Genomic DNA, 17,651 nt, shown 5'->3' on the forward strand with positions numbered 1-17,651 from the left:
AGCCGAAGCATCTTTTCCCTTTTAACAAGTCTTGGAGAATTTATTCCTGCAGGAAGAGAATATCCGTTCTAATAATATATTTGATTCCTCGGGTGATTGGAGTAGAGCTGTGAATTCTGTGTAAGGGATGCATTCCATGGGGGAAGCACAGTACGGCTCCGGCAGGTGTGCGGACATCGATGTCTAATAAAGAGTCCCGACTGGGTTGTTTTAGGGGGTCATCTGCATTCACCCTGAATCGGGTTGCGCCACCTTCAAAATCTTCACTCAGCAGTACTAAAAACGTCATTTCACTATAGCGATCGGGGTAGCCATTGGTGATCAACTGGTTGTTGTCAATGCGGCTACCGGGCCAGGCGCCATCGGTGTGGAACTGGAAGAAATCTCCCTCACCATAGCGATAAAAGCGAAAACGCCGATTTATGCCAACAGCCTCTCTTCCACCAAAGTAACCATTTAAGTCCTGCGCCAGGTCTCGGCATCGCTGCCAGATCTGCCGCTCTGTAACCTCGTCAACCACCCAGGTCAGGTTGTCGTTATGGCGGACCTCCCGGGGCAGGGAGACGGCTGCATCCGGTAAATAACCCACCGCTTCAGTGATATCAATCAGCCCTTGGCATTCGTCTTTGGAAAAGACATTGAGCAATTGGAAGGCTCCGGGTACCTCGGCGATATCTCGTCGTGAAACCGGTTGCGGTGCTTGTTCGGCCAGCGCCGCCGGGTTTTTACTGCGTGTAGCCCAGGTGGGTAGAGCCGGGTGTTCTGCTCCGGGTTCGCGAGCGATAACAAAGAAGTCATCCAAGTGGGTGACAGTATCAATACTTTCAGTCGTGGACATCTGCTGTACTTCTATTGGAAAATTTTTCAAAAACTTAGCGGTTTAAAACGGTAATTTGGGCAAACTGCCGGTGCCCTTCAGCTCCACCGTGGAAGCCAAAGCCACTTTGCTTGGCGCCCACCCAAGGTGAGCCGCCGGCGCCCTGGTTGATGCCAATCATTCCCGCTTGCAGCTGGCTGGCGACTTGCTCGGCCTGTTTGCTTTCACCAAACACAACCGCACCAAGACCGTAAACAGAGTTATTGGCCCGCTCGACCACATCGTCTACTGAGCTAAAGCGGTCGATGGCTACGATAGGCCCAAAAGTCTCATCATCTTCCACCAGCATGCCCGGTCGAATACCGCTGATAACTGTGGGCGGAATAAACGGCACCTGTGGATCGCGCTCCCCTAGAAGAAGCTTTGCGCCTTTATTCAGGGCATCGTGGATATGCTCCACTACCTTTTGATGTTGGCGGTGATTAACCAAGGGGCCGATATCCACCTGTGGCTCCTGCCACCCGCCGACACGATACTGCTTCGCCAATGCCACCACGGCATTCTCGAATTTATCGGCAATTTTTTCGTCCACATAAATACGCTCTGTGGAGGTGCACATCTGGCCAGAATTCTCAAAACTGGAGCCAACGGCAAATTGTGCAGCCTGGGGAATATTGGCGCTCTGCAACACGATCATCGGGTCATTGCCACCCAATTCCATAACCAGGCGTTTCAATGCCGGAGCGGCATTGGCCATAATTTTTTGGCCCGTTGTTCGCGATCCGGTAAAGGCGACCATATTGATGGGGGATTTCACCAGGGCTTCACCGGTGGCGCCATCGCCGTGAGCAATTTGTAAAATGTCCTGAGGCAGGGTTTGATTGAGTGTTTTCACCAATAAGTCAGCGACCAATGGCGACTCTTCTGAAGGTTTTAAAATCACAGCGTTGCCGGCGATCAGCGCGGGAACAATCAGGTTATTGGCCATGGCCAGTGGATAGTTCCAGGGGGAGATAACCGCAACAACGCCCAGTGGCCGATATTGAATTTCGCTACCGCCACTGCGTTTTGCCCGCAGGGCCTCTCCGGCATCCCCTGCTAACCAGGCACCGCCTTGGACTACGCCGCCGGCTTCATACTGTGCACGCCGGGCATCTTTGCCCATTTCACGGCTGATAAGTTGTGCCAGCTCTCCCTCTTCCGCATTCAGTTTTGTGTAAGCCTGCTGAAGTAGTAGTACCCGCTCCTGAAGAGATTTACTCGACCACACTCGCTGCGCTTTGTGGGCTTTCTCCACCATGTCCTGAATATCTTGGGGCTTGCTGACAGGTAACGATCCGATGGCCTCTCCGGTTAGTGGATCAATCGATCGAAGTATATTTTCCATAATGGGGTCTCACTTAATCCGGCCACTTTATTGAGTGGCCGGGTGTTTTCTTAAAAGCGTTGGTGTTATTGGTCAAACAGGACAATAGTGCGAATTTCCAGGCTGGTTCTGCGTGGTGCCCCTGCACTTCCCGGCAGGTCGAAAGCGCAGTGGGGAACACCGGTTACATCACCTCGGTGCTGGCTATCGAAGACCCGCAGTAAAATGCCTTCGCCGGGCTGCATGTCGCTAAACCAAATCCAGCGGTGAACCGGGTTGAAACTCAACACCGAAATCTGCCCTTTTCGCTCTGGGTAAATTAATCGCATATTGTGGAAATCACTGGCGGCGACAGTGCGCAGGTCCACCATTGCCAACGGTGACTCCTGCACCGGGCGCAATAGGGGCAGCCAGAGATTAATAAACTGGTAGCGCGGATAATCTGATGGCTTGTACCCCCGGGCCTCCAGGGTTTCCTTTAGCTGGCGCTCTGCGGACCAGGGTGTGTAGTCGTTGTGCACCAATTTCACCGGGGATCGGCGACTGCGACTCAGCTCCGGTGCCGCATCAGTCGATGGTTGGGCTCGCAACGTGTGGTCAAAGGTCAGTACCTTTGCTGCACCCAGGTGAGCGCCTATCCAGGATTCAATAGCTGGATACCATTGGGTGCGAATCAACTGGTCGCGCTCCTCAGGGCTGGGGCTACTCCCTGAGGGTTGGTCCAGCGCGTGTAGCGCATCATCCAGCTGGCGCAGGTTTATGCCGAGCATAGGGCGTACAAGCTCAAATCCCTGGGTATCGAGACGAAAACGCTCCCCGGCGGTTTTCAGGGCGCGACCATCGTAGATGTGAACCTGCTGGGAAATAACATTCTCGACCAGATTGGCGGGCCCGGGGCCCTCTGAACGCTTGTCGTACACCAGATCGCTACTGGGATCAGCGTAGTGAATAATTGCTGTAACTAATTGATCCTGAAAGGAGGATCGGGCTGCGGTTTGCATAGTGAACTCTCCCCCCACCGAAGTGGATGCCATACGGGCCAATCTACTCACAATGCTAGGGTTACGTGGATACAATGAAAACCAAGTAACAGTTGTGAGTGATACAGGTTTGAGCAGAAATCATCGGGCGAACCCGCTGGAGAGGCTGGAGTTACGTCAACTTCGCTTAATGAACGCTATCTTGCGGGAACTGAACTTATCCCGGGTGGCTGACCAGCTGGGTGTGAGCCAGCAAACAGTCAGTGAACAATTGAAACGCCTGCGGGAAATCTTTGATGACCGGCTGTTTATTCGCACCAGCAACGGTGTTATTCCCACCCCTCTTGCCGAGCGTCTGGCTCCCAAATTGGATGAGATCTTGAACAATGTCGCGGCGCTGCTGCGTACGGATGAATTTGACCCGGCACAGCATCGGGGCATCTTTACCATCAGTGCAACAGACTTTGAGCAGCGGGTGGTACTGCCGGTTCTCCTCAAGCAACTGCGTCAGCAGGCCCCGGATATAAAAGTCGTGGTGCTTAAGTTGGAGATTGATCGCATGGCCCAGCAACTGCAAACCGGTGAAGTGGATCTGGTGTTTAGCACGCCGGGATTTGTGCCGGATAACAGCCCCAGCATGTTGTTGTATCGGGAGCACTACGTCTGTGTATGTTGTCAGCACACCGATATGCTGCACAGCGCCAATCAGCCTTTGGAAATGGAAGAGTTGGCGGCTTTGCCACAGCTGGTGGTATCACCTTCCAGGGGAGATCTGCGGGGCATGGCGGATAGTTGGTTTGAGCAGTTTGGTTTGGAGCGCAATGTGGTGCTGTCTGTCCCCTCTTTTGCCGCCGCAGCTGAGTGCATTGCCTCTACCAATACCGTTGCCTTTTTGCCCTCGCGACTGTTGCCTGATCCCCGACTAAAAACACTGCCTATTGTCGAACAGCCCCCGGGGTTTGATGTGATTGCCGCCTGGCATACTCGCAGCAGTCAGGACCCTTTGCACAAGTGGATTCGCGCCCTGTTAGCACAACAATTTCCCAGTAATTAAGGAGCCTCTGAATAACTTCGTGATACCTCTGGCATGCAGAGCGATTCACAATCAAGGCGCGGCTTCGCAGGAATATCTAGACCTTTCAAGAAGCCGCAACGCGGAGTGTGAATCGCTCTGCAAGCCCCGAAGGGCGGGCCTTGAAGGCCACAGCTGCTGCGTTGCAGCCCTTGCAAAGGGCTAGAGCCATTCGCGGCAAGCTGCGCCTAACATCTGCAGCCTTCAAGACCCGCAGAGGCATTACGGAGTTGCTCAGAGGCTCCTTAGCGAGGGAGGTAGCGCTGCTAAACTTGAGCATTCCAAGTGTTCAGGTAGTGGTCGCCATGCGTGTAGCATTTTTTCTGCTGATATTTTTGAACTCTTCTGTTTACGCTCATTCCGATTTTACCGAGCAAATGGGCATCCCCCACTTATTTGCCAAAGACGCACTGGTTGAGGAAATTAAAAAAGTGGATTGCACCCTCTCTGAGGGGCGCAAGACCCAATGCTGGATGATTGTGGTAAAGGCTGAACCCAAACATAAAATAGGGCCCTGGTGCCCACGCAATGTTGTCGATCCAATTACGTCTGGCGGCATGATGTTTATCAAGCAGCAGATAGAGCCGATTGATGGACCTTTCGTTAAAAATGCTGCGACCTTTTTCTCTGATCCAAAATGGAGCCTATACGACCCCAAAACTGGGGAGGTAAAAGTTACCGATTCAAAGCAGGCCTGTGAGATGGCCGCGCGGCCAGATGTTGCACCGCAATACAATAATTACTGCGTGGAATGTTTAGCCAGCTATATGGGCCCGGATTTTCATACCCGCTACCTGATCCCCGTACAGCCTACCAAGGCCAAGTCAAAGCAGAATCCCGATGGTTTTTCCGGTTATGGGGTCGCTTTTAATGGGGTTAAATTTGATATCGCCGCGCCCATCGGTGCAATTTTAGGTGCACATACCTTAGCGCCAGTGGATGCCTGCGGTGGTCATGTAAACCCCCATGTGGGCTATCACTACCACGCTGCCCTGGGTTGCAGCCAAGCCTACCCGTCTGCCGCAAGCCATGCAGCGATTGTCGGTGTCGCCATAGATGGCTATCTGATTTATGCGCGGGAGAATGCCGATGGCCGCGAGCCCGATGACCTGGACGAATGCCGTGGCCATGAGTTTGCAGACCTGGGCTACCACTACCACGCCAACCTCGCTGCAGAAAACGATATCCTGCATTGCCTAAAAGGGGAGAGAGGTTGTGCCCTGGCCGGCAATCAAAGCCTGTGCGATTTCTCCCATCGGGGACCTCCCGGGCCACCCAGGCGTTAACTCAGGCCCGATTGTTGCTTCAAATAGTGAAAGACGAAGAGAGTCTCAGCGCTCTTTTTGGTATTGATATCAATAAATGGCGTCGAATAACTGTCTTATAAGCCCAGGACTTGATCTGACCGTCAGGTTTCCTTAATGGCCCTGGGAGATAATGCCGCTAACTATTTCAGGTAATCCGGAATACCAATAATGAGCAATGGTACAAATTTCTATCTGATCCGAATGGTGGAATCCCTCGGTGTGCTGGTGCGCACTCGCCTGTGGATGCAGATAGTGGTCGCCATGATTTTGGGGCTAACTGTCGGCCTGCTGCTATCTCCTGAAGGGGCCGCGCTGGTGAGCCAGGATCTCAGTGCGGCATTGGCCAGCTGGTTTAAGCTGCCGGGCTCCATCTTTCTGAATATGATCCAGATGGTGGTGATACCACTGATTATGTCCTCAATCATCTTGGGGCTCAGTGGCAGCGGGAACGTCAGTCAGCTTAAACGGGTCGGGCTGCGTATCGCCCCCTACTTTGTCGGCACTACCACCGTTGCGGTGATTATCGGCATTATCCTGGTCCAGTTGATCCAACCCGGCGACTATATCGATGAGTCCCTGCTCAGCGCCGCTACCGAGTTGCAGGTTGCGAGCGCCCCCCAGATTATGGAGTCCAAACCGCTTCCCGAGCGTATTGCTGAATTGATTCCCGCCAACCTCAACGAAAGTATCGCCATGCGCAATATGTTGCAGCTGGTGGTCTACGCGATTTTTATTGGTGTTGCAGTGATGCTGTTGCCGCAAAAGCAGCGGGAAACCGCAGTATACGCTTTTGGCATTATTCAGGAGGTGGCACTTAAGGTGGTTGGTTGGGCCATGCTGTTTGCACCCCTGGCCGTATTTGGCCTTCTGGCAGATATCGCCATTCGCGTTGGTCTCACTGCAATTCTGGGAATGTCTGTGTATGTGGGCACCGTAATTCTGGGGTTACTTATTCTTCTCAGTTTTTACCTGATCATTGTTTCCCTGGTGACGTCCGTCGGCCCGATCACATTTTTGCAGAGAATTAGCGGAGTGCAGCTACTGGCATTCTCCACATCCAGCTCTGCTGCGGTAATGCCGCTGTCAATGAAAGTTGCAGAAAGTCCCCTGGGAGTAAAACCATCCATCGCCAAATTTATTGTGCCCCTGGGCGCTACTGTGAATATGGATGGCACGGCGCTCTATCAGGTAATCGCTGCGGTATTTTTAACTCAGGTATATGGTATTGACTTAACCACTGCACAGTTGGTGGGTCTCACCGTGACCACTGTGGGAGCATCTATTGGGTCTCCCAGTACTCCAGGAGTGGGTATTGTTATCCTTGCTACTATTCTGGCCGGTATTGGTGTCCCACCGGAAGGTATTGCGCTGATTCTGGGGGTGGATCGGATTCTCGATATGTGCCGTACAGCAGTCAATGTGACCGGGGATCTGACAGCCTGTCTGGTGATGGACCGCTTGTTAGGCAGCGACAACCTGGAGGAGGAATCCGCCCAAACGGCTTGACTGTCAAAGTGATGGCTTAAATGAGGGTTCCCGGTTTCTATTGCGGCATAACTAGAATCTCCAGAGTACGAGGGTCTTTTTGACCCTCGTAGTATTTCTCCAGGACTGTATCAAACAAAGTTCTGCCCTCTTCTGCCAATGCAAATAAGGCCATAGAAAATTTCATCTTAAAATCTTAATTACTTCTAGTGTATCTAAAGGAAGCTTGAAATAGAAAAAAGTGGCATATGTAAAGTATGGGTGATCTTTATAAAATGAAAAAAACAAATATAAACTATTCAATATCGTAACAGTCATTATATTTTTTTCAGAATTTATCTGATTGAAAAATATTTATAAATACTAAAAGTAATTTTTAGAGATAAAATCCCAAGTCTGTTCATACAGTAATTGATGTCCCTTGGGATTTGCATGGAGGCCATCCTCTGAGAGAAGGGTAATAAATTCCTGATCTCGCCATAAATTGTCAAACTCCAGTATGGGGATTATTTCGGCAGTGGCAGATTCTCTCATAGCTTGGTTATAAAGGTCCGCATCAGCCTGATAGAAATAGCTATCACTATTCCGAAAGGGGGTAGTTCGTTGCTCATCGAACGGAATGCCTGTCATTAGGAAGGATGGCGCGATGGTTTTAGAAGTTTGTAACAGCTGTCGCACTGTTTGACGGAAAGAGTCCAGCGCTACAGAGTTCTCAGCCTTTGGCCCCCCGATGCGGCAAATATCATTGAAACCAGGATATATCCCGATTAAGTGTGGCCTTCTTGGAGGCAGTTCTCGGGAAAGTCTTATGGCTAAAGAGTTCGCGTTCTCTCCGAATATTCCCAGAGCGTAAACTATATTATGGGGATCTAAAGTTTCGAACCGAAACCGGAATCGTTGAACAAATCCGCCTAGTTCTGTATCACCTTTTCCATAGATAGAACTGGAGCCAATAAAGACAATTTTTTGGGGGACTCTTCGTGCCATAGAAAGTCACTAATTTGACTGAACTTTGGATTTTATTTGCCGTTACCATTATAGACATCGACCAAGTCCAGGTTGTATTGATTAGTATCAAATCGTGATTTCGAAAAGTTGAGAGTCCAAGGCTGGATTAGGAATAGCCTTGTTAAAAAACAATTAGAAATCGAATGGAGAGAGTTCTAAGGTGGGTAGCAAATTTACAGTCTCTTTGGGGGGAAAGAGGTGCTGATCGGTTCGGCCTAAAATGGTGGGGAAAATTTAATATGGGTAGAGTGGTGGATTCTGTGAGTATGGATACTACAGCTTGTACGCCAATATAATGGTTCAGATCATGATTGCCATCCAGCCTTCCGATCATAAAGCTCCACCCTTGCAGGTAACTAATGTTGGACAGGAACTTTCAGTATCTCGAAAGTACGAAGGTCCTTCTGTCCTTCATAGTATTTTTCCAGCACCTCTTCAAATAGCTTGTCTTTGGGATCGGCGATAGAAAATAGCGTCATGGATGACTTAAGTTTTACATCATCCGGTGAGCCGAATATCTGGTAAGCGGAGTAATTATTCAGTTGCAATAACTCCTTGCAGCACTCTTTGAGCCTGGGGCCGAGCACAGGGTGCTCCAGGTAAGCCCGGGCTTCATCCAGGTTTTTAATTGCAAAATGTTCGGATGTCGCGCTGTGCCCCAGGCCGGAGATCTGGGGGAATATATACCACATCCAGTGGGAGCGTTTATGGCCGCTATGTAACTCACTCAGGGCACTTTCATAAGAGCTTTCTTGCGCCGTCACAAAACGCTCAAGGTGAAATGGTTGGGCCATGCTTTGATTCCCTTTATTCTTATTCCTTTGCAGGCCCAAGGTTAGCAGCAATAAGGATGAATGCGAGAGGATGAACTGCCTGACGGCTGAACTTCCACCAATTAATTGATATTCATCATGATCTCAGCAAGGGCGGGCTCCTTGGCTCCCACAGGAGAATCTCCCAATAGGTTCTTCATATCGGCATAGGAAAGTTGAATTAGCCGATGTATGTCATTGGAAGTGTCAGCAGTACAAGGAAAACTACCGCTGACAAAGACGGAAATTGAATTTGTTCGCTGAGTATTAAAAATACGAATTTCCCGCCTGAAAAAATCATTGCCGCGACAGGATGCCGCTCTTCCTGATGGAATACTATTGCCTGCGGGAACGCTTAGCAGTACTTCTTTAGATCTTTCTTCAAAGGGGCCACGTCTGTAAATTAGCATCTCTCGTAGGCCTTTAGACACCGGGTGGTTAAATTCCAAATCTCTAATCGCATCGACAACCTGCACACTTTTGATATCGTAGTAGCTGTGAGCCTGTCGATCAAAAGGCCCTTTCAATCCATAGAGAAGCTCGCGCAAACGTTGAGAAACATCAGATTTAATAGGTTGTTTTTCAATTTCTCCAATTAATTCAGGATCTGTGGGTAAATAGAAATTGCCAAACTCTTTAAGTAACGCCTTGGATTCACGCCGAGCTTCTTCGTCCTGAAAGAGTTTGTCCAGTACAGCTCTAATTGAAACTGCACTGTTGTTACCATCCACTTGTAGTTCTAGCTCGCTATTTCCCACTTTGATACGTAAAGAGCCAATTTTTTCACTTTTATATAGCAAAAAGCAAAAACTCAACACAATTAAAACGAGAATGCTCCCGTAGATAATATGAATATTTCTATTGGGCTTTCCCGCTGACATCTATACACCTCTGATATAAAGCAAGAATTTTTCTATTATTGATGGCTTTGTTGAGCCTGCACTTGATGCAGAAGAAAGCAATCAGTAGAATATTTTACTACAAAAAGCGCATGTTGAAAAATTTAATTGTGAGTCTAGACAGTGAATGTGGTGTATATATTTATTAGTGCCACCGGCCTGGGCCTGAGAGGTAGCCCGATAGACTGGAATTACAATCGAACCCCACTAAATACTTAGGCTCAGGCTGTGGTAAAGGGTTGCAGGGGATTTCTGAGCTAATGGGAGCCATTGCACTTTTCAGTCACCCTAGATAAAGATTCACAGTTATTTTATTCCTTTATTTATAAGGCTAGCGAAATTAGGCTGAATAACTCGACAAATCGGCGTCTGCCGAAAACTAAATTCACCATATCAATCTTAATGCAGTCACGCACAAGCCCAATGGTTCGAGCGAGAACTCTGCCCTGGTTACCTCCCATGAATCCAAGTACATGCACAATGCTCTCCTAGATATTTAGCGATTGATTTTTTATCCCTCTTTCCAAAGAACTAAACTAAGGTAGTTCATCGCCTCCAGTGTGCTCTTTAACTTATCGATGTAAAAGAGCTGTCCGTACAAAATTTTTCGAGTATAGTCATACAGTAATGCAAACTCCTATGAAGTATGCATATCAGCTGTGGTTACCTCATATTCACGTATCAGTTTATATTTGTTGTCCATGCAGATTTAATTATTTTATCTGTAGCATCTCTCATTGCTTTTCTTGGTCTAGTGAGTATCAAAGTCTTACTGTTGCTTGGTTTTTAGGTTTTGCCTGCTTACTTTAAAATCTTATATACCTAACTTACTCATTTTCTTCTCGACTACCTCAGTATTTCGGTATATTGATAAAGTTGGCATAAATTATTTGTACTTCTGAGCACTATATATTTAGGTTTTAAGATGGAATTGATGTCCGAAAGTGGGTATTTCATGATTCTTACCCGTATTAGTTATTCCAAAAGTAGACAGGTTATTTTCGCGTGTTGAGTGTGTTGTATATTAAGCTAGATGTAGATATAAAGTTTTTATAAAAATAGGCTTTTCATAAGGCGAATGTATTTCGCCAGATGTTAAAAACTCTTTAATAGTAGTTCTATCTAGTTCAGAATATTTTAAATTGTCTAATTTTTAGAGATGCGCTAAATCTAGAATAACTATTCGGTAGGCGCTCTTATGGTGTATTGAATTACAAAATCTTACAGGCTTGGTACTTACGTATAGCTTATTCCTTATAATTTTATGCAATTTGGCTTTTTTGTAGTCAAAAAAATGCTGTAAGTGGGGCGAAAGCTCCATTTTCTATTTAGGTGGCACAGCTGTGCTTTTTAATCATCTGTTCTTCGATTTTTGTTTGTTTTAAGATTCGTGCCTTCTTAAACCTCAAGTTGGAAATTAAAAATGATAAATAAAAAAAATGTAGTATTAGCTTCATTTCTTTCAATATTTATTGGTGGATGTGCTTCTTCTGGTGGTAATCAGGCTCTAAAAGAGGAAAGCGAAACTAGTGTTCAAGAAAAAATTACAGAAGGTGTAACCACTAAATCTGATATTAAGTCTATGTTTGGATCTCCGAATAGTACCAGCTACACTGATAGTGGGAAAGAAATTTGGCACTATTTTTTGACGGAAAGCCAAGTTGACGCAGTGAGCTATGTTCCAGTTGTAGGTTGGTTTGGGGGTTCTACATCAGGAACACAAAAACAACTCGTAGTTATGTTTGAGGGCGATGTAGTCAAAAAATATAACATGTCAGAATCTGATATCAGTAGCAAATCAGGTGTTTTTAATAACTAAAGAGACCTTACAAAATTGGTTTTTCATCCGGCACTTCACGTTATCGTAAAAGAGCTGGCTACTTTTCTGAATCCCAATTTTCTATATAGGTGTATCTCCATTTGATTACTTGAAACCTGAGACCTTCGGGTTTCAGGTATATTTATGCTGAACTAGTGGGCCATACGGGAAGTAATACTTAGATTGTCAGTATAATTGATGCAAACATACTCGCTCGAAACTTCAGCGAACGCAAGTACTTAAACATTTTCCTTGGAAGCCCTCAGTGGTAAATTATTTAGCAACTGAGCGGTTTTTATATTTCTTAAGTTTCATTCGTTTAGTAGTTTATTTAGAGTCAGCGCTTTTCAGTTCACGATCAAGTACCTTCATGACGAAATTAATCTGAACCCCATGCCGCAGATACAATAGCGAGAGATAAGTATTCTCACAAAATTATAGTAAAAACTACTGAGCTGAATAACTTTATTCGTGGGGAGCTACGATCTGGTATCGTTCTTTCATGGCAGGTGGCGGGAATGAGTTTCCATGAAATTCCTGGCTTGTTGGTGTGGAATTTGCCTGGTATATAGTCAATTGGTCTTCTTCGTTATCATCATGTGTGTCGGTTATTGTAGTAGTCTAGATTTTAACTTGCCGTATATAGGGGATTATTATTTTTAAAATTAAGATTGAATTTTGCTTTGTCCTCAAAAGTTGTCCTATATTATTTCTTTTTTAGTTTCATTAGAGACATTTTTTTGAAAGCAGGTAAAATTTTTTTGTGCCTTATGCTGAGTGCAAGTGCATATCGGCTGCTACTTTCAACTCATGATCCTGCCTTTCTTGGGTGGCGTAGCTTGCGATCATTTTAATTTTATTTGATTTTTATCATCACAAACAAATATGGAAGGTGGGGAAAGATTTTATCTTGCCTGTATGGTTTAAATAAAGAATGACTCGGTAATGGTGTAGAGTAAATAATAAAAATATGCATCCAAGTGATTCGATCGTATCATTTGTGCGTCATTAATAGCTGCCACTAATATGGCAGAGTTAGCTTTATCGCTAGAAATAATCTGATACTATGATAAATTGTATGTTATGTTAAAACGGATATTTATGGCTGAAGAATTATATGGTTTGCTCGAAAGGCGAGCTCTTAGTGGATACTTGAGATATCACTTCCCTAGATTTGAAATTTTATTTGATACCGTTAGTCATTATCATGAAGATGGATTTCGAATCTTAGATATTGGTAGGTCTGATTTTACTGAAGTCCTGATCAGTAAGTTTCAAAATGTAGACACATTAGGTCTTGAGCGCGAAAGTGATAATTCTATCTCCCGTCACTTTAATTTTAATTTAAATGATTGTAGAGATAGGTCATTGTGGAGAAGGGATGTCCCTAAATACGATATAATAATATTTTCTGAAGTTGTTGAGCATTTATATACTTCCCCAGGTCAGGTTTTAGGCTTTCTTAAGACTCTTCTAAATAAAGGAGGCGTTATTATAATACAAACGCCCAATGCCGTTGCTCTACATAAAAGGCTGAAGATTATATTTGGTAGAAATCCATATGAGTTGATCCGAGAAAATCATAACAACCCAGGGCATTTCCGTGAGTATACCAAAAAGGAATTGATTTTTTATTTGGCAGAGCTAGGCTTTAGTCTGCTAAAGTTTAGATATGAAAACCATTTTGATTATAGATTTTCAGAGCACTCAAATAAAAATGTCCTCTTAAAAAATGATAAGCGGAAGATTTTTAATATTATCTCCTCGGCTCTTCCTGGGCCGCTCAAGCCTGGTATGTTTTTCGTTGCTCAAAACCCCTGAGTGTAAAGAGTTAAGTTTGCCTATAGTTCACTTCTTAGATGTTGTCGCTAATGTGAATTGAAGGTAAGGGCGCTAATCGGGGCAACACTATTTAAGACTATACATGGAATCTGCTTTCTTTTAGTTTCTTAAAGTTGCGCCGATTATCGAGCTACTTGGTCTGCAGGCTCAAGGTTAGCAGTAATAAGGATGAATGCGAGAGGATGAACTGCCTGACGGCAGACCTTTCACTAGTTTATTAATATTCATCATAATCACCGGCAAGTACAGGCTGCTTGGCTCGGAGTCCCCCACCAATTTCCCTACGTTCTGGCCGCTTTTTCTTAAGCCTAATTAAGAGGCCTTGCCCAAGAGGCTGCCATAAGCCTCTTCAGGCTCCACTTTGCCGTAGACCCCCGGTTCACCCGGGTGATAGACCTAAGCACTCCAGCTATGACTCAATGTCTCCGCCTGCTTTAAGCACAGCTGCACCGCCTCATCCGCCCCATCCGGTGGGTATTTCCATTTGCGCAGTGCGCGGCGCACCAGGTTGCGCAGTTTGGCGCGCACGCTGTCGCGCACCTGCCAGTCCACGGTGGTGGATTTGCGCAGCTGCTGGGTAACGTATTTGGCGAGTTCGCGCAGATTGTTATCGCCCAGCTCTTTTACCGCCGACTGGTTTTGGATTAAGGCGCGGTAGAAGGCGATTTCGTCGGTATTGAGACCGGAGTTTTCCGCCATCTGCGCATCTTCGGCCATGTCCTTGGCCATCTGGATCAGTTCTTCAATCACCTGGGCGGTTTCGATGGCGCGATTGTGGTATTTGCGCAGGGCTTCCATAATGCGGTCGGAGTATTTTTTCTCCGACACCACATCAGTTTTCATACGCGCTTTTACTTCGTCGCGCAGTAGCCGTTCGAGCAGCTCAACGGCCAGGTTTTTTTCCTTAAGATTGGCGACGTCTTCCATAAATTCAGGGGACAGCAAGCCGATATTCGGGCGGTCCAGGCCCACCATGCTGAAGATATCATCCACACCGTCGGCGACGATAGCATTGTCGATAATCTGCTTGAGTGCGGAGTTCTTTTCCTCATCGGTGCGGCGTTTGTCGATGGTGGTGAATTTGCTGATGGCGTTTTTCACCGCACCCCAGAAGGCGATCTCTTTCTTGTAGGGTGCGGCGTCCTCCAGGGTGCTGCACAGGGTGTAGGCCTTGCTGAGTGCGGCCATCACATCGAGAAAGCGCCGTTTGCCATCCAGTTCGCCGCTGCCGGGGTTTTTCAGGCTGAGAATATGGTTCATGGCGCCGGGCAACAGTTGCAGGGCCTGGGTCTCGTATTGGCTGTAATCAAAGCCGTGCATCATATCGTGCAGTACGCCGAGCTTTTCCAGCAGAATGGCGTAGGCTTCATGGGCGTCGTGGGTGGGCTTACCCTTGCCGTTAGCGCCGGTATAGGTCTTGAGTGCCTGCTTCAGCTCGCTGGCAATGCCGATGTAGTCCACCACCAAGCCGCCGGGCTTGTCTTTAAACACCCGGTTAACCCGCGCAATGGCCTGCATCAGGTTGTGGCCCTTCATGGGCTTGTCAATATACATGGTGTGGCAGATGGGGGCATCGAAGCCGGTGAGCCACATATCCCGCACGATCACCAGCTTTAACGGGTCGTTCACATCCTTAAATCGCTTTTCAAATGCTTTCTTGGTTTCCTTGTTGTAGATATGCGGCTGCAACTTGGCTTTGTCTGACGCCGAACCGGTCATCACAATTTTGATCGCGCCCTTGTCGGTGTCTGGGTGGTGCCAGTCGGGCTTGATGGCGACGATAGCATCGTAGAGGTCGACACAGATCTCGCGGCTCATAGCCACGATCATGGCCTTGCCGGGCATGGAGGCAGTGCGGCTGTCGAAATGCCGGATTAAGTCTTTGGCCACCTGCTCCACCCGGGGCTGGCTGCCAACGAGTTTTTCCAGCGTGGCCCAGCGGGATTTGGTTTTCTCCCGCTCGGCCACATCTTCTTCGTCCTCAATAACTTCTTCGACATTCTCATTCAGCGCCTCGATATCGGCCGCGTGGATATCCAGCTTGGCCTGGCGCGATTCATAGTAGATGGGCACCGTGGCGCCATCGTCTACCGCATCCTGAATATCGTAGATGGAGACATACTCACCAAATACCGCGCGGGTATCTTTATCGGCCGAGTCGACTGGGGTACCGGTAAAGCCGATAAACGAGGCCGCCGGCAAGGCATCGCGCATATGCTTGGAATAGCCGAAGGTGTAAGTGCCCTTTTTGGCGTTGAACTTGGCCTTGTCGCCATACTGGCTGCGGTGGGCCTCGTCGCTGACCACCACGATATTGTGGCGGCGGCTTAACACCGGGTGGCTGGTTTCCTCGCCGAGTAGGGCAAATTTTTGCACCGTGGTAAACACGATACCGCCGGACTGGCGCGCGGCGAGTATCTGGCGCAGCTCGTCTCTGTCGCCGGCCTGTACCGGGGTCTGCTTGAGGGCATCGGCGGCCATACAGAAGGTGTTGTACAGCTGGCCATCCAGATCGTTGCGGTCGGTGACCACCACGATGGTGGGATTATTCATGGCGGGCTGTGCCAGTAATTTGCCGGCGTAACACACCATGGAGATGGACTTGCCGGAGCCCTGGGTGTGCCAAACCACCCCGGCCTTGCCGGAACCGGGTATTACTTTATCGGCATAGTTCGCTCGGGGTTCAGTCACCGTGCTGGATCGCTCGGCGGCAATCACGGTCGCTTTCACTGCCTGGCGCACCGCGTGGAACTGGTGATAACCGGCGATCTTTTTAACGATTTGATCGCCGTCCTGCTCAAACAGCACAAAGTGGCGGATATAGTCCAACAACAGTTCGGGCTTAAAGAAGCCTTTTACCAGGGTTTCTAAGAAATATTCAAAGTGCGGTTTGTCGTGCTCGTTATTGACCACCCGCCAGGGCAAAAACCGCTCTTTGCTGGCGGTGAGGGAGCCGACGCGGGCATCGAGGCCATCGCTGATGACCAGCGCCTGGTTAAAGATAAAGAGGTCGGGGATTTCTTCTTTGTAAGTTTGCAGCTGCTGGTAGGCGGACCAAATATCGGCGCTGTTGTCGGCGGGGTTTTTCAGCTCAATCACGGCCAGCGGCAAGCCATTGATAAATACAATAATGTCCGGGCGGCGGCTCCCCTTGGTACCCATAATGGTGTACTGGTTGACCACCAAAAATTCGTTGTGTTTGGTATTGGCGAAGTCCACCAGCTTTACATAGTCGGTCACTACCTCGCCGTTGGCATCCTTAAACTCGACCTTGACCCCTTCCTGCAACCACTGGTGGAACTTTTTGTTGTTTTTGATCAGGGTAGGCGTTTCTGGTGTGGCGATCTGCTGGGTGACTAGCTCAAGGGTGGATATTGGCACCTGGGGGTTGATAACTTCCAATCGGCTCAGCAGGCGCTCGTGCAGGATAATCTGGCGGTAGTCGTTGCGCTCCGGGGTATTGCTATCGGGGGCGATATCGTAGCCGCTAATGTAGTCGTACCCTGTCTGTTCAAACCAAGCAATACAAGTATTCTCTAACAAATCCTCTGAGATCATTATATGGCATCCTCCAAACTCTCATTGCGTTCCTCAAAAACTTTCTGATATTCGTTTGGTGCTACGTTAAATAGTATCTCTGATGGTAAATAAGTATTCTCATAGATAACAACTGAGTCGAATTCATCATCTAGGAATGCATCAAAATCAGAATCTCTGACAGGCTCGGACTTGGGTTCTGCCGTAATATATGATTCCCGGAGATCATAAATAAATCCCACTATTGAATCTGCTTGTTTGGCAATAAACTCTGCATAATGTATGTCTAAGGGGACGTGGTTGGCTGATTTTCCGTGTGCAAGTGGGCAGAAGTCATTTCTTAATTCTCCAATTCCTTGTACAGCTGTTTCAAAATGTGAGGCCGAACTATTAATTATTTTTTTAAACGCTTCAGTAGTCTTCTTTTTGTTGTCCAGCCCCTTGCCCACCTCAAAGACATCCATCGTCTTTTTCGCTAGCTTTCCGACTTTAATATCCGATGCATATTCAGTTTTATATTCATCAAGGATAGATTTGCAAACAGCTTCAACGAGCGCCTTCGAATGGCCGATAAGTAACCCTGTTTCTTTTTCGTCATAAGCGAGTTCTGCAGCCAAAAAAGTTCGCTCTAAACGATATCGATCTGCTGTGCGATCGATAATATCTTTGGTCCTATGAAACATCCCTGCCATAATCCTTTACTTATC

At 47.5% G+C, this 17,651-nt stretch carries 14 protein-coding genes; 5 read left to right on the plus strand and 9 right to left on the minus strand.

Going from position 1 to position 17,651, the window contains the following annotated elements:
* Positions 1–40 precede the first annotated feature (40 nt).
* The 3 genes from ACJJIN_RS18495 to ACJJIN_RS18505 all read right to left on the minus strand — a co-directional run bounded on the left by ACJJIN_RS18495 (position 41) and on the right by ACJJIN_RS18505 (position 3,184).
* Positions 41–838 carry a prolyl hydroxylase family protein gene (locus ACJJIN_RS18495; RefSeq protein ID WP_444895711.1) on the minus strand — a complete coding sequence of 266 codons (798 nt, stop codon included), beginning with the start codon at positions 836–838 and terminating at the stop codon, positions 41–43.
* A 34-nt stretch (positions 839–872) separates the two neighbouring features.
* Complete coding sequence (locus ACJJIN_RS18500; protein ID WP_444895712.1) at positions 873–2,204, minus strand: aldehyde dehydrogenase family protein; 1,332 nt, start codon at positions 2,202–2,204, stop codon at positions 873–875.
* A gap of 65 nt (positions 2,205–2,269) precedes the next feature.
* Positions 2,270–3,184, minus strand: a complete 915-nt coding sequence (locus tag ACJJIN_RS18505; protein ID WP_444895713.1) for a CmcJ/NvfI family oxidoreductase — start codon at positions 3,182–3,184, stop codon at positions 2,270–2,272.
* A gap of 1 nt (position 3,185) precedes the next feature.
* Here ACJJIN_RS18505 and ACJJIN_RS18510 point away from each other — a divergent pair, with 1 nt between their 5' ends.
* The 3 genes from ACJJIN_RS18510 (at position 3,186) to ACJJIN_RS18520 (ending at position 7,048) form a co-directional block, all read left to right on the plus strand.
* Positions 3,186–4,217: a LysR family transcriptional regulator gene (locus ACJJIN_RS18510; protein ID WP_444895714.1), complete on the plus strand. Its 1,032-nt coding sequence runs from the start codon at positions 3,186–3,188 to the stop codon at positions 4,215–4,217.
* A 107-nt stretch (positions 4,218–4,324) separates the two neighbouring features.
* Positions 4,325–5,521 carry a YHYH protein gene (locus tag ACJJIN_RS18515; RefSeq protein ID WP_444895715.1) on the plus strand — a complete coding sequence of 399 codons (1,197 nt, stop codon included), beginning with the start codon at positions 4,325–4,327 and terminating at the stop codon, positions 5,519–5,521.
* A 189-nt stretch (positions 5,522–5,710) separates the two neighbouring features.
* Positions 5,711–7,048 carry a dicarboxylate/amino acid:cation symporter gene (locus ACJJIN_RS18520; protein ID WP_444895716.1) on the plus strand — a complete coding sequence of 446 codons (1,338 nt, stop codon included), beginning with the start codon at positions 5,711–5,713 and terminating at the stop codon, positions 7,046–7,048.
* A gap of 37 nt (positions 7,049–7,085) precedes the next feature.
* Here ACJJIN_RS18520 and ACJJIN_RS18525 read toward each other — a convergent pair whose 3' ends face one another.
* From ACJJIN_RS18525 to ACJJIN_RS18540, 4 genes are all read right to left on the minus strand, one after another.
* Positions 7,086–7,214 carry a DUF1810 family protein gene (locus ACJJIN_RS18525; protein ID WP_444895717.1) on the minus strand — a complete coding sequence of 43 codons (129 nt, stop codon included), beginning with the start codon at positions 7,212–7,214 and terminating at the stop codon, positions 7,086–7,088.
* Between the two features lie 176 nt (positions 7,215–7,390).
* Positions 7,391–8,014, minus strand: coding sequence for a GDSL-type esterase/lipase family protein (locus ACJJIN_RS18530; RefSeq protein WP_444895718.1), 624 nt, complete (start codon positions 8,012–8,014; stop codon positions 7,391–7,393).
* 377 nt (positions 8,015–8,391) lie between these two features.
* Positions 8,392–8,829 (minus strand): DUF1810 domain-containing protein, encoded by a 438-nt coding sequence (locus tag ACJJIN_RS18535; RefSeq protein WP_413663762.1) that lies wholly within the window; start codon positions 8,827–8,829, stop codon positions 8,392–8,394.
* Positions 8,830–8,930: 101 nt separating this feature from the next.
* Complete coding sequence (locus ACJJIN_RS18540) at positions 8,931–9,728, minus strand: hypothetical protein (protein WP_444895719.1); 798 nt, start codon at positions 9,726–9,728, stop codon at positions 8,931–8,933.
* Positions 9,729–11,169: 1,441 nt separating this feature from the next.
* Between ACJJIN_RS18540 and ACJJIN_RS18545 the strand changes: the two genes are divergently transcribed.
* On the plus strand, positions 11,170–11,565 hold the full coding sequence (locus ACJJIN_RS18545; RefSeq protein ID WP_444895720.1) for an SEN1984 family lipoprotein: 396 nt from the start codon (positions 11,170–11,172) through the stop codon (positions 11,563–11,565).
* A gap of 1,101 nt (positions 11,566–12,666) precedes the next feature.
* Positions 12,667–13,386: a methyltransferase domain-containing protein gene (locus tag ACJJIN_RS18550; protein ID WP_444895721.1), complete on the plus strand. Its 720-nt coding sequence runs from the start codon at positions 12,667–12,669 to the stop codon at positions 13,384–13,386.
* 417 nt (positions 13,387–13,803) lie between these two features.
* Here the strand turns inward: ACJJIN_RS18550 and ACJJIN_RS18555 are convergent, their stop codons facing one another.
* Both ACJJIN_RS18555 and ACJJIN_RS18560 read right to left on the minus strand, forming a co-directional pair.
* The gene (locus ACJJIN_RS18555) at positions 13,804–16,965 is read right to left on the minus strand and encodes a type I restriction endonuclease subunit R (protein ID WP_444895722.1); all 3,162 of its coding nucleotides are present in this window, start codon (positions 16,963–16,965) and stop codon (positions 13,804–13,806) included.
* A complete protein-coding gene (locus ACJJIN_RS18560; RefSeq protein WP_444895723.1) occupies positions 16,965–17,636 on the minus strand; it encodes an abortive infection family protein in 672 nt (223 codons plus the stop codon). The genes ACJJIN_RS18555 and ACJJIN_RS18560 overlap by 1 nt, the downstream gene beginning before the upstream one ends.
* Positions 17,637–17,651: the final 15 nt, after the last annotated feature.

This window comes from Microbulbifer maximicatervae (SeqCode), assembly GCF_052467505.1.